The organism is Peredibacter starrii (assembly GCF_034259205.1).
Taxonomy (GTDB): Bacteria; Bdellovibrionota; Bacteriovoracia; order Bacteriovoracales; family Bacteriovoracaceae; genus Peredibacter; species Peredibacter starrii.
Genome location: NZ_CP139487.1, coordinates 333,373 through 347,253, shown reverse-complemented (window position 1 = coordinate 347,253; position 13,881 = coordinate 333,373). Strand labels below are relative to the sequence as shown.

Genomic DNA, 13,881 nt, shown 5'->3' with positions numbered 1-13,881 from the left:
ATTCCTCCGGGAATTAAAAAATCTCTTTGAAAACGTTTTTTAAAGACTTACCTAGTTTATCAAACATATCTGTTTCGTCTTGTACTTTCTCTTCACGTGTCACAGCTACTGAAGCATGTTTAGACTCTTGAAGAAGACCAAGTACAGTTGAAAACTTCGGGTGTTGCATGGCCGTAGTCATTCCACCAAAGGCCGTTGGATAACCCATCTTCACTGGCTTTTCCAAAATAAACTCGGCCAGCTCAGGAAGATTCTTAATGAGAGCACCTCCACCAGTAAGCACGAAGCCTCCAGTGATCTCTCCATGCAAATTCTTTTCCAAGATCAGTTCACGTACCACTGAAAAGAGCTCTTCTGCCCTAGCTCCAAGTACTTCCGCGATAAAACTCAAAGAAACCTCACGCGGTCTGGTGCCAGAAAGGCCCTGAACTGTGAGATAAGTTTCATTTAATTGGGCGGCTTTTAGGACCGTTCCGTGGGCCAATTTGATCCTTTCCGCTTCATTGTGAGGGATCTTCAAGGCCACAGCTAAGTCATTGGTAAAGTGATTTCCACCAAGTGGAATAATTTGAGAATGGAGTAGGCTTCCGTCTTTCCACACCGCTACGTCAGTTGTTCCACCACCGATATCGATGAGAACTACCCCTAGTTCTTTTTCTTCGTTAGAAAGAACTGAACGAGAAGAGGCGATAGGTTGAAGGATGACTTCGTTAGCATTTAGCCCTGCTTGCTCCACACACTTAACCAGGTTATGGATCAGAGGAGTCTTACCTGTAACGATATGAACGTTTACTTCTAAACGTGAGCCACACATACCAATTGGGTTTTTAATTCCAACTGTATTGTCGACTTTAAACTCTTGTGGAATGACGTGAAGGATTTCGCGATCAGATGGAATCAAAACTGCTTTGGCAGCTTCTACTACACGATCAACGTCAGATTGATTGATTTCTTTGTTCTTAACTGGAACCACACCCGAAGAATTGAAACAGTAAATGTGGTTACCTGCGATACCAACAGTCGCAGACTCTAAGTCCTCGATCCCTGCCATGAGTTTTGCTTCTTCGATTGAAGTGCGAATACTCTCGACAGTTTTTTCAATATTAACCACTGAGCCTTTTTTAAGGCCGTGACTTGGATGAGAACCTACTCCCAAAATTTCTAAATTTTTGGCTGATTTGTGCGCGATCAATGTGCAGACTTTCGTCGTACCGATGTCTAAAGCGACAATGACACTTTTGGTGCTCATGAGATTCCCTTCTCAATAACTCTTCCGAAGAAGAGGGCAGATTCATTCTGACTAAAAATATTAAGGCGTTTCTCGCCTCTGTTAAAGTTTAGATTTTGTCAGAAAACTTGACAACAACCTTTTTCGAATTTACCAGGTTGATGCTACTTGGGTAACGTTTGTTCTTACTCACGTATCCTACAACCTTAGTAAGCTTCGTAAGTTTTTCTTCCCAAAGATCAGCACCCATAAAAACGCTAGTGGCCTTTCCACCAAGAGCAAAGATTATTGTTAAATCGTTGTTTTTGCTCAATATAATTTCTGAAACTTGTTTCCGAAGATCAAGCTCCATTTTCTTAATGAAGATCGCCAGATCAGTAGGGGCATTTCCCTCGAGTTGTTCAGTCGTGATCGCAAGTAGTGGTAAATTGTGATTAAGACGTTTCTCGGCCTTCATCAAATTTTCATACTGAGGCTCATACATCTTGGCGTTGTCGCCTAATATCGCAGAGTAATGTTCTTCGCCGTTTGGTTTGTAAACCTGCACTTTTGCAAGGGGCTCAGGACACTCGAGTTGAATTTTCAATGTTTTAATAACTGGGTTGTATGAAATGCGGTAATCAGATAGGAAGTATTTCTCGTCGAGTTTTTCATCCAGGATTTTTTCTTTCACACTTTTCAGTGATCCCGTCTTTTCGAATTCCTTCATTAAGATCAAGGTCAACATGCCTGACGACTTTGACGGACACTCGCCAAAATAAGTCCGGTAATTAATATTGTTCTGAGTAAAACGGTCAGGAACAGTTGCCTGAACATTAATAGACAGAAGGATCACCATTGATACTAAAAATAATCTGATCATTAATTAATGATAGGGGATTTTTACTTCCAATTCAAACTCAATTCCGTAGAAGTGGTCCATTTGAAAACGGATGGTGTCCACCAGGTCTTTGAATTGATCCCAATTTGAGGCGCCACCGTTCTCAATAAAGTTGGCGTGCTTTGGACTAACTCGTAGTCCGCCCACTGTGAGGGCCTTGAGTCCCATAAGATCAATGAGTCTGCCGGCCTGAAGTTCCTTGTGAGGATTTTTAAACACACATCCACAGTTCTTAGTTGCGAGTGGTTGAGTCTTCTTACGATATTCCAAATAGTCTTTTATCTTTTGAGGAATGGTAGAATCCATTCCAAGATGAACTAACGTTGCCCCTACAATCACTTCACCATCTTTTAAAAAGTGGTTATGGCGATATGAGAAACTTGTCTTATCAATGATCTCTTCGCGAAGCTCGCCGGTTCTAGTCACCACTTGAACAGACTTTACCAATGTTCCGATCTCACCTAAGTTCGTTCCCGCATTCATATAGATGGCGCCACCGAGTGATGCAGGAATTCCCGTGAAAACTTCCCAACCCTTTAGACCAAACTTCACCGCATGTGAGGTGAGGTGATTAATTCCAAGAGATGCCGGAAGTATGTACTCGTCACGAGCAACCTCCAGATAAGTTGAATCGAAGGGAAAATCTAAATGAATAATAATCTTGTCGCAAATCGCAGGAAGAATTTGATTGGCACCCCAGCCTACTACCAGATACTCGCGCTTCTCAGCCGTTAATAGTGGCAAAAGTTTCTGTAGCCCTTCAATCGAACGAACTTCAATCAAGTTACCTTTCGAAGACAGTCTCATCGTGGTGTAACTTGTGAGATCACAGTTCGGAAGATAAGAGCAATCCTGAATGGCCGAGACTTTTGTTTCTAAACTCATAGGTTCTTTACGAGTTCACGGATCTTTTTAGAAATGGCACCCGCGCCTAAAGTTACGAATACGCAGTTCTGATTCTTTCTGTGTTCCAAAATCCCCTTCATCTCATCAAGTGATGAAATGAAAGTCACATTCTTACCTTTGGACTTCATTTCTTTTGCCATCGCCTCAGAGGTAATTCCATCTATCGGCTTTTCACTGGCAGCATAAATGGGAGCGAGGTAAAGTTCATCGCAACCTTCAAAACAATCCTGGAACTCTTTCCAGAAGTTTTGAGTGCGGGTATAGCGGTGAGGTTCAAACACCACACAGAGTGGACGTTGATCTACACGTCTCAAGGTTGATATAGTGGCACGAACTTCAGTCGGGTGATGTCCGTAATCATCAATCACCACAAACTCCTTGTTCTCATGGAGCTTTTCCAGACGACGACCAACGCCCTGGAAACTCAGTAGACCCTGCTGAATCATTTTAATATCTAGACCCGCTTCATGAGAAAGCGAGATGGCAGCAAGAGTATTAGATACGTTATGCATGCCCATGAGATTGGTTTGGATACGAGTCAGTTTCTCACCTTTAAAATAAAGATCAAACTGAGTTCCACCTGCAGAGAGTTCTACGTTCTTTGCCACGTAGTCCGCTTCGCCTCTTTCTAACTCAATTCCGTACCAAATAATCGGACGCTTTACTCGCGACTTAATTGAAAGCGAAGTGGCATCGTTAGCATTCAGAGCAACTCTTCCGTAAAAAGGAAGTCTGTTCACAAATTCCACGAAAGCATCAACAATTTTATCTTCAGTACCGTAGTGATCAAGGTGATCGTTATCAATATTGGTCACTGCCGCCATGATGGGATTCAAGAGCAGGAATGAACCATCTGATTCATCCGCTTCAGCGATTAAATACTGACCATCACCTTTCTTGGCGTTACCACCAAGGTTACGAACAATTCCGCCGATGATGTGAGTCGCATCTAGTTTTGCTTCCTGAAAAATTGTCGCAATCAAACTAGTGGTCGTCGTCTTACCGTGAGAACCCGCTACTGCAATACCAAACTTTAAACGCATAAGTTCTGCCAGCATCTCTGCTCGACGGATCATCGGAATTTCTAATTCAGTGGCGCGAATGACTTCCGGGTTTTTAGTATCAATTGCAGAACTATAAACGATCAGGGTCGAACCCTCGACGTTGGAGGCCTTATGGCCAATGAAAATTTCGGCACCTTTCTTCTGAAGATTCTCAGTCACGGCCGAAGCATTGAGATCAGAACCAGACACTTTATAACCAAGGTCCAAAAGAACCTCAGCGATACCGCTCATGCCGATTCCACCAATGCCAATGAAATGAAGTTTCGTTGCTTTAAGCCAGCCCAACATTTGTTTTGATCTCTCTCAGAATTTCATCACAGGTATGGTTACCTGGTGACGGTGTTTTAGTGTACTTTAACTCCTCACGAGAAGCCTTGACTAGGAATTCCTGTGTTCGTTTAACGCACTCTTCATGAGAGAGTTTCGGGTCGAGGATCTCGACGGTGAAATCGGCCTCTTCCTTGAAAATCTGAGCATTATAGACCTGATGATTATCAGTAGCTTGTGGATAAGGGAAAATGAGAACAGGCTTCTTAATGATCGCTAGTTCTGAGACAGTGCTGGCGCCAGAGCGCGAAATAATCACGTCCGCCCACTCGTATTCCTGCTGCATATTATCGATGTAATTCATCGGCTGATATTTAACCAGCGTTTGAATTTCTGGAGCTTTCTGATCACCACCCAACTGATGGTGAATCGCCATGCTGTTTACACTTGGCCGCTTAAGAATATCGAAGATCACTTTATTAATTTGAGTCGCACCTAAGCTTCCGCCAAACACCAAAACTTTTAGTTCGCCATCAAACTTCTTTGCCGAGACTGGCTGAATGGCCTTACGAGTAGGATTACCAACTACGCGAACTTTTTTAGAAAGCGTATTTGAAAGACCGCGAGTCTTGGTGAAATGAACAAAAATACGAGTCGAAATCCAACCCAGAATTCGATTGGTAAGTCCCATCACCGCATTCTGCTCAATGATAAAAACCGGAATAAAAAGAAGGTGACCCGCAAGTAGCGTTGGGCCGCACACGTAGCCGCCGGCACCAACAATAAATTTCGGACGATTCTTTAAGTAGGAAGCAAAGATAATGAAAAAACTCATGAGGTTCATCATGACGTTTTTGAAAAGCTGAATCGGATTATTAGTTCTGAGTGGCTTTGAATCCAGGTGACGAACGTTCTGTCCCTTAAAGAGTTTATAATCCAGCGGGCGTTTTCCAGTTAGATACTGAATGTCCCAACCTTCACTCATTAAAGCTTCACCAACTGCGAGGGCCGCATTGATGTGACCACCGGTACCACCGGCAACTAGAACTGCATGTTTCATAGATTAATTGAAAGCACTTTTTAGAGCACCAATTGGTGACTGCTTTCCCTTATTTTTAACGTCTTTGGCATCGCCTGGTTGAATCTTAATACAAGCAAAGATTAAACCCAAGGCACCAAGATTTGCCACCATCGAAGATCCACCATAACTGATGAATGGAAGATTGAGACCCTTGGTCGGAAGAACTCCAAGTACTACGCCCATATTAAGAAAGGCCTGGAAACCGATGGCGAAAACAATTGTTGCCACCATGATTGAACCCACTCGAGATTTAAGTGAGATCGCCATTTTTAATCCGATAAAAATAAAACTGATGAACATAAGAATCGTGACAATGACACCCACGAAACCAAGTTCTTCACCTACTACTGAAAAGATAAAGTCGTTGTAGGCCTCAGGAAGATAGAAGAGTTTTTCATTCGAGTTACCAAGACCTTGTCCAAAGAACGCACCATTGGCAAAGGCAAGGAAGGATTGAATCACCTGAAAACCACTCCCGCGTGGATCTTTCCATGGATCAAGGAAAGTCAGAAGTCGCTTCACACGATAAGGAGCTGAGATCAAAATTCCGAAAGCACCAATCATTCCCAACACCAGGGCCGAGTAAAAATATTTTCTCGGGAATGAACTTAGGAAAGCGATGAAACCAATAATCATGGCCGAAATAAAGAACGTACCGAAATCGGGTTGAAGAATAAAAATTCCAAGCGGATATACTAAACCCGCCATATAAAGAGCACGTTGCTTCGGTGTATAGGCATTGAAGTTTTCAAAGTAACGAATCGCCGCCAGCATCAATGTATATTTTAAAAACTCACCCGGTTGAAGATTCATAAAACCAAGATTCAACCAACGACGTGAACCTTTAATCACTACTGATAAACCTGGAACAAGAGTCAACGTAACTAAGAAACCAAAGAAGGCATTGATCTTGTAAGCTTGTTTATAGAGATAAAGAATTTTGAGTTTTGAAAATACTAAGGCCACGCCTAAACCAAGCGCGATGTAGATCAACTGCTTTGATAGGAAGTGATAACTTGAACCCATGTTTTCGGTGGCGTACATATAGCTCGCCGAGAACACCATGATCACGCCAAATAGTATTAAAAAGAAGACATTGATTAAAAAGTAATTAGTTAATTTTTCTAGTCTGGTATTTTCACTCATAGAAATTACGTCCATGTAATTTGATTTGATACTACTAATGTATCTTGAGTTGTTTTGACACTCAATCTTATTCAGACTGGAATTGATATAGGGGCAAAAAAAAAGGGAGGCCGAAGCCTCCCTCATGGATTGATTAGAGTTGGAAAATAAGCTTTTTGTAATAGTTCCCTTTCTCTTCGAAATCACGGAACACATCGGTTGATTCGTTACCCGGACACAGTAGGATTGTGTCACCAGTACGAGACTTCTGATAAGCAAGCAGAACTGATTCATCGAATGAACCAACCAGGTAAGTTTGAGTCACGTCACCAAGAATACGGTTCATGCTTTCTTTTACTTCACCAACCAGAACTAGTACGCGTACTTTTTCACGGATGATGTTGGCGTATTTATCGAAAGGAATGCCTTCGATTTCTTTACCACCAGCGATAAGAATGACGGGATCTTTAAATGCTTCAAGAGAGACTTTAAGTTCATCCATCGTCTCAGATTTAGAATCGTTGTAGAAACGAACGCCGTTCTTTTCAACCACGAACTCAAGACGGTGAGGAATACCAGGGAACTTCTCGATACACTGTTGAATAGCAGCGTCTGAAACTTTGAGCGCCTTACAAGCAGTGATCGCCGCCATAAGGTTCTCACGGTTATTCACACCCACGATTCTCATATCTGTAACTTTAAATTCAGAGTGGAAGTGAATGTTTGAGTGAATACGCTTATCGTGGAAGTGGGTTCCTTGAATTTCTGAAATCACACCCATCGTTACGAAAGACTTACGAGAGTACCAGAAAGTCTGAGCTTGAGATGAGCGAAGAACTGAGTTTGAAGCAAGCTTATCAAAGTTTGCCACCAAGTAATTCTCTGGACCCAAGTTGCGAGCAACTTTAAGGGCAGTATCAAGGTATTCAGATGAAGTTTTAAAGCGACCAAGAAGGTTCTTCTCTTCAAGGTTTGGATAAACTGCAAGAACCGGCTTGAATGATTCAACCGTTTGAAGCTGCTGAGGAGAAACTTCAATCACGCAGTAATCAATTTCTTCTTTGTTTTGTAGAGAAAGGAAATTGATGAATGGCTCATCAGATGTTCCGCCCACAAATACGTTCTTTCTATCAAGCTTAAGTGTGTAACCAATCATGTGAGAAATGATGGTACGGCCATGAGATCCACAAACTGCCACGATTGGCTTTGTGCAGTTTTCGTAAGCAAATGCGAAGTCAGAATAAACCTGACGGCCGTGCTCACGAGCAACTTTAAGTTGTGGAAGATTAGGATCTACAGAAGAAGAATAAACGATGATGTCCGCTTCAATGAAGTCCTCGTCCTTGTGCTCGCCCAGAGTCATTGTCGGAGTTGGATTGATCTTTTTAAGACGCTTCACTTGTTTGTTTAAGTCGAAGATCGGCTTAATATCTGTAACTTTAAGGTCGCAGCCAAGTTGTGTGAAAAGGTTGATGAGGGCAAATCCTGTTTTACCAAGACCTACGATCAGGACCTTCTTTCCTTTATATTTTTCCATCATAACGATCTCCTTAAAATTATCTTAGTTTGAGTGTGGCAAGAGCAAGGATCGCAAACACCAGACTGATGATCCAGAATCTCACGATTACCTTAGTTTCAGGCCAACCCATAAGTTCAAAGTGATGGTGAATCGGGGCCATCTTAAAGATTCGTTTTCCACGAGTCTTAAATGAGGCAACCTGAAGAATCACCGACACTGCTTCAATTACAAAAATTCCACCAATCAGAACAAATAGGAATTCGTTCTTCGTAAGCACTGCGATTGTTCCAAGACATCCACCAAGAGAAAGTGAACCCACATCTCCCATGAAAATCTCTGCCGGATAAGCGTTGTACCAAAGGAAACCAACACCCGCTCCGATAATGGCAGATACCAGAACCAATAACTCACCCACATCTGGAACGTGAGGAATCAGAAGGTAGTTGGCCATTTCAATGTGACCAGCAAGGTAGGCCAGGAAACCAAGGGTCGCAGCAGACGTGATCGTTGGGCCAATTGCCAGACCATCAAGTCCGTCAGTCAGGTTAAGAGCGTTTGATGAACCAACGATAACGAAGGCAGCAAACGGAACATATAACCAACCGATGTCCATTACTGGATCTTTAACGAACGGAAGATAAACCTGAGAATCAGTTACGTTAAACTTCCACATCACAAAAGTTGCAATCAATGCAGTTGAGAACTGCCACACAAGCTTTTGGCGAGCACTAACACCCTTAGTGTTTTTCTTTAAAACTTTAAGATAGTCATCAAGACCACCCAGGAAGAAATAAGAAATCGTTACGAATAAAGCGATCAGAAACGGGAACGAAACAAAGTTACCGCAAACCAAACACGCGATCATTGCCGAACCAAGGATGAACACTCCACCGAAAGTTGGAGTTCCTTTTTTCTTTTTATGAGATTCAGGACCTTCTTCACGGATGATTTGACCAAACTGACGAAGTTTCATGTAGGCGATAAAGCGCTTACCCCAAATAATCGAGACCACCGTGGCGATAATAAAGGCCAGGAATGATCTGAAGGTGATGTACTTAAAAACGTTGAGCAAATGATTGTTTTGACTTAGCGGGTAAAGCCAATGATACAGCATGTTTATCCCTTTAAAAAAGATAAACTTAAGTTATATCGAATAGTGACTCCAATTGTAAAGAGCGTGACCCTTTAATAAAGTGAATTGGGAATTTCTTTAAGCAGTCCCCTCGATATTCACTCTTAAAATCCGCACTCGAAGTCTTTGGCTGACCTTGTGGATCCCCACTTACATAATGAGAGGCAAAGCGGCCCACGAAGTACACATTGGTGAATCCAAGTTCCTTCACATACTGGCCCACTTCTCTATGATACTGGGGAGTTGAATCCCCTAATTCGTTCATATCACCAAGTACGACACACGCGTCAGTAAGCTTAAAGCCTTGCTCAAGGACACTATCTTTGAATCCAAGAAGCGCGGCCTTCATTGAGGAAGGGTTTGCGTTATAAGCATCTAGGTAAACCGAGCGACCCTCGAACTGGATCCACTCAGAGCGGTTCTTCGTTGGGCGAAATTCCGCGGCCGCTTCAATGAACTTCTGCTTTAAAGATGGATAAAAATGGGTGGCAATAAATAAGCAAGTGATGAGGTTGAGCTTATTGTGTTTACCAGTGATGTGGGAATTGAAGCCCATCAGCTCCTGACCTTTGAAGTGAATGCCAGCTCCGTTTTCGACATATGAAATACGGGCCATGGCCGAACTACTTTCACCATAAGTAACTGCACCAGCAAATGGTTCAAGACTCTTTAAAAACTTGTCATCGATATTGATCAGATAAAAGCCCGAGCCTTTCGTCACAGATTTAACGGCGTGATAAAGATAGGCCTCTTCTTCAAATACTTTTTCTTCTGTTCCAAAAAACTCTAAGTGAGTAGCACCGATATTCGTTGTTAGACCTGCATTGGGTTCAGCGATATCACATAGAACTTTAATTTCGCCCGGATGGTTACTCCCTAATTCCAGAACTACCATCTCAGTTTCATCAGTCACATTTAAAAGTGTTAGTGGCACACCCAAGTGATTATTGTTGTTCTTTTCAGTCGCAACAATCTTTCCTGGCATCACCGTTTTAAGAATGAAAGACAGCATTTCTTTATGTGTGGTCTTGCCGTTAGAACCAGAGATCGCAAACACGGTGTTCTTTGGTGATTTAGATTTCCACTCTTTAATATGTTCGTGAGTCGCTTCCTGAAGAAAGGTCACGCTATCAGTACAAGGAACGAATTGAGTTTTAGGAAATTGCTTTTGCAGCTCTTTTACTTTTGCTTGGTTGGTAGCATCGTCCTGGAAAATAACCAGCGGACAGCCCTTACCTAAAAGTTCAGTCAGAACATCCAAAGGATTAGTTTTTACACCTGGTATCGCCACAAACGCTGAAGGGTGATGATACTTTCTGGTATCAGTGATAAAAGGCAAATGAGTGTGCGAAGTCAACACTTCACCTTTTAAAGAAGGACAACGTTTTAGGAGACTCAGGTTAATCATAAACTCTTCCTTGAGAGAAACTTTTCCACTTCAGCGATGTCGCTATAAGGGTGTTTCACACCATTAATTAAAATATAGTCTTCATGACCTTTTCCGGCGAGGAGCAGGATTTCATTCTCGGTTAACTCCGAGAACGCAATTTCCACAGCTTTGGGACGCTCCACTATCTGAGTAATATTCTTCGATGACATACCTTGAAGAATATCTTGAATGATTTGTTTCGGATCTTCAGTACGTGGATTGTCACTCGTAACGTAAACATGGGAACCGAATGATTCCGCAATTCGGCCCATTAAAGGTCTCTTGGTGCGATCGCGATCACCACCGCATCCAAAAAGTACTTTAAGTTTATGAGTTGGAAACGATTCACGAATACCACGGCAAATATTCTCAAGTGCATCTGGCGTATGAGCAAAGTCCACCACGATATAGTTAGACTTGTAAGGCTTAATAAAAAAGCGTCCATCTGGAGGCACAATTTTATCAAACTGAGCGGGAACTTTAATATTGAAAGTTCGCTCTACAATGGCAATTGCCACTTCTAGATTGTTGCGATTGAAACTCGTGCTAAAAAAAAGCGGGAGTTTCTCTTCACGAACCGGTGCTTTTAAAACTTTGTTTGTTACACCTTTGATTTTCTCAAAAAGGTGTTCTTGATTGTCTGGCACATAAACACGGGCACTGGCCTTCAGGTAATTGAACAAGAGGGCCTTTGCAGCAAAATAAGATTCCATCGTCTGATGGTAATCCAGATGATCTTGTGAAAAGGAAAGCCATCCCGCCATATCAAATTGCAGTCCATAAAGACGCTCTTGCATGAGTGCGTGTGAACTCGCCTCAAGCACACAGAAGTCTTTATCTTGTCCGTATTGATTTAAGTATTTTCGTAGATCAATGAAAGGAGGAGATGTAAGTCCAAAATCCAGAATCTCTTTATGATTCTCACGAACACCCAGTGTTCCAATACTCATGCCTCTCTTGCCGCACAGTTCTCCCAACTGAAGAACGAGATCAGTAGTAGTGGTTTTCCCATTGGTACCCGTGAGGGCCATGAGTTTTAGGTTCGGCATTGGATAAAGAATGTCCAAAATCGCTTTCTGTATTCTTGGCCATTCACTCTCCGGAACGATTGTGCTGTTAAGCGGGCGACTCTCATGATCACGGTTGATAACTAACCAGGCAAACTGAGAATTCTGAATGCGTTCACGAAATAGTTTTTGCGACTTCTCATCGTCAGGGAGGCGATAAAAAAGAACGGACTCCTTTGTGGAGTCCTGTGTTTTCCAATGAATGTCTTTAATTGAGAGAGAGGGTATTTCCGCTCCCAAAATTTCACTTAACTTTTTCTCATTCAGCATATGTTGGTGCTTCGAACTGAAGTCGAAGGCTTGCTTCGCTTCCGGCAATCACTGTTCCCGGAGCAATCGATTGTTTTGTCACAACTCCGAACCCATTCATCGAGACCGGAATTTTTCTTTCTTCCGCAAGGCTGATGGCACTTGCCTTATCTAGACCAATGAAACTTGGCATATAACCAGGAGCAAATGATTTTGTGGTTGCTGCCTGTTGGTTATGAACGACGTCGAGATTTACCTTGTTTGATTTCTCGTCATACTTAGCAAACTGAGCGAAGTCTTTTTTCTTATAAAGAATGTACTGAGTGATCTTCTTAAAGATCGGGCCCGCTACTTTACCTCCGTAATAACCGTTCTCAGTCGGATGATCCACGTAGGCCAGAACCACGAACTTCTTATTTACGTTGACCGGGAAGCCGGCGAAGCTTGCGATATATCCAGAGTAACCACCAGTGGGAGAAACTCTTTGGGCAGTTCCGGTTTTACCCGCGATCTCATAGTGAGGAATTTTGGCCGCACCACCGGTACCTTCATTCACAACACCCACGAGCATTTTTGCTACTTCGTTGGCAGTCGTTTCAGAGAAGACACGATTTTCTGGTTTAAGTTGGCTTTCTTCATTTTTTAAAAGCGTTGGCTTTACCAAGTAACCACCGTTAGCGATGGCGGCGTAAGCGCGAAGCATCTGGATACCAGTTGTCGCCACACCTTGACCGAAACTGATGTTACTTAAAGTCAAAGGGCGAACTTTGTCCGCTGCCTTGTAACTTAAAATACCTTTTGATTCACCCTTAATTTCAATCCCGGTTTTCTGGGCGAAGTGAAGATTATCAAGAGTGCCACGAAGTTTAGGATATTTGAGAGCGAAGGCGAGCTTAGTCGTTCCAACGTTTGAACTGAATTTTAAGATGTCCGAAACTGTTAACCACTCAAATTTTTCGTGTGTTTCAGCTTCCGAGATCCAGTGGTTCTGAACTCTCATTTTTCCGTATTCACAGAAGAACTTCGTTTCAGGTTGGGCCACTTTATTTTCAAGAACTGAAGCGATCGTTATCGTTTTAAAGATTGAGCCTGGTTCAAATGGATCAGTTACGAATGCAAGTTTTCTATGTTCTTGTGGGAATGTCGCCGCTTTGTTGGGATCGAAAGTCGGGTAGTTCGCAATCGCCAGGATCTCGCCTGTTTCCGCGTCCATCACCCCGGCCCCACCACGGTAGGCCTTGTGAAGTTCAACCGCTTCTTTTAAGTAACTCTCAAGGGCACCCTGAATATCTTTATCAATAGATAGATTGATATCAGTTGCCACCAGATCAGAGGCCTTCGTTTCATACTTAATAGGTCTGCCCTTAGCATCACGAATATACTTCACGACCTGTGGCTTACCTTTAAGTTCTGCGTTCATGCTGTTTTCAATACCAGCAAGACCAGTGTTATCAACACCTACGTAACCAATCACTTGGGCCATAAGTTCGCGATTTGGATAAACGCGCTCAGAGTGGGCCTCAGTGAAAATGCCTTCAAGCTTTTTGATTTTCTTTAATTGATCTTCATTCAAACTGATCTTACGACCGAGCCATGTATAACGGCTGCGGTTTTGAACCAATGAGCGAAGTTTTTGATAAGGAAGTTCCGGAACAATTTTAGAAAGCTGCTTTAGTTGTTCGTAGAATTCAGCGTTCTTGTTTTTAGGAATCGTGAAAAGATTATACACGTGAACGTTAATCGCCAGCGGGTTACCGTTACGATCCAAGATGTTTCCGCGATTCGGGTATTCTTTCACTTCACGGATGAACTGTGATTTTGCGTAAGCAATGAGCTTCGCCTTATTCACCACTTGAATATAAAACGCTTTACTGCCCACAACAGCGAACAGGAAGCAAAACACCATGAAGCTAAAAAAAATTCTGTTTTTCACC

General features: G+C 42.6%; 11 protein-coding genes. All 11 read right to left on the bottom strand.

Annotation, left to right across the window (positions count from 1 at the left end):
• Window positions 1–13: 13 nt before the first annotated feature.
• Window positions 14–1,249, bottom strand: a complete 1,236-nt coding sequence (gene ftsA / locus SOO65_RS01850; RefSeq protein ID WP_321396030.1) for a cell division protein FtsA — start codon at window positions 1,247–1,249, stop codon at window positions 14–16.
• 88 nt (window positions 1,250–1,337) lie between these two features.
• On the bottom strand, window positions 1,338–2,090 hold the full coding sequence (locus SOO65_RS01845) for a hypothetical protein (protein ID WP_321396027.1): 753 nt from the start codon (window positions 2,088–2,090) through the stop codon (window positions 1,338–1,340).
• A 3-nt stretch (window positions 2,091–2,093) separates the two neighbouring features.
• Entirely contained in the window at window positions 2,094–2,993 is a 900-nt protein-coding gene (locus SOO65_RS01840) for a UDP-N-acetylmuramate dehydrogenase (protein ID WP_321396023.1), read from the bottom strand.
• Complete coding sequence (murC, locus tag SOO65_RS01835; protein ID WP_321396018.1) at window positions 2,990–4,366, bottom strand: UDP-N-acetylmuramate--L-alanine ligase; 1,377 nt, start codon at window positions 4,364–4,366, stop codon at window positions 2,990–2,992. The genes SOO65_RS01840 and murC overlap by 4 nt, the downstream gene beginning before the upstream one ends.
• The gene (locus SOO65_RS01830) at window positions 4,350–5,405 is read right to left on the bottom strand and encodes a UDP-N-acetylglucosamine--N-acetylmuramyl-(pentapeptide) pyrophosphoryl-undecaprenol N-acetylglucosamine transferase (protein WP_321396015.1); all 1,056 of its coding nucleotides are present in this window, start codon (window positions 5,403–5,405) and stop codon (window positions 4,350–4,352) included. The genes murC and SOO65_RS01830 overlap by 17 nt, the downstream gene beginning before the upstream one ends.
• Before the next feature lie 3 nt (window positions 5,406–5,408).
• Entirely contained in the window at window positions 5,409–6,587 is a 1,179-nt protein-coding gene (ftsW, locus tag SOO65_RS01825; RefSeq protein ID WP_321396012.1) for a putative lipid II flippase FtsW, read from the bottom strand.
• A gap of 118 nt (window positions 6,588–6,705) precedes the next feature.
• Window positions 6,706–8,091 carry a UDP-N-acetylmuramoyl-L-alanine--D-glutamate ligase gene (murD, locus tag SOO65_RS01820; RefSeq protein ID WP_321396009.1) on the bottom strand — a complete coding sequence of 462 codons (1,386 nt, stop codon included), beginning with the start codon at window positions 8,089–8,091 and terminating at the stop codon, window positions 6,706–6,708.
• A 16-nt stretch (window positions 8,092–8,107) separates the two neighbouring features.
• On the bottom strand, window positions 8,108–9,184 hold the full coding sequence (gene mraY / locus SOO65_RS01815) for a phospho-N-acetylmuramoyl-pentapeptide-transferase (protein WP_321396006.1): 1,077 nt from the start codon (window positions 9,182–9,184) through the stop codon (window positions 8,108–8,110).
• Window positions 9,185–9,209: 25 nt separating this feature from the next.
• Complete coding sequence (locus tag SOO65_RS01810) at window positions 9,210–10,610, bottom strand: UDP-N-acetylmuramoyl-tripeptide--D-alanyl-D-alanine ligase (protein WP_321396003.1); 1,401 nt, start codon at window positions 10,608–10,610, stop codon at window positions 9,210–9,212.
• Window positions 10,607–11,968 carry a Mur ligase family protein gene (locus SOO65_RS01805; protein WP_321396000.1) on the bottom strand — a complete coding sequence of 454 codons (1,362 nt, stop codon included), beginning with the start codon at window positions 11,966–11,968 and terminating at the stop codon, window positions 10,607–10,609. Before SOO65_RS01805 ends, SOO65_RS01810 begins: the two co-directional genes overlap by 4 nt.
• Window positions 11,958–13,880, bottom strand: a complete 1,923-nt coding sequence (locus SOO65_RS01800) for a penicillin-binding protein (RefSeq protein WP_321395997.1) — start codon at window positions 13,878–13,880, stop codon at window positions 11,958–11,960. The genes SOO65_RS01805 and SOO65_RS01800 overlap by 11 nt, the downstream gene beginning before the upstream one ends.
• Window position 13,881 lies beyond the last annotated feature (1 nt).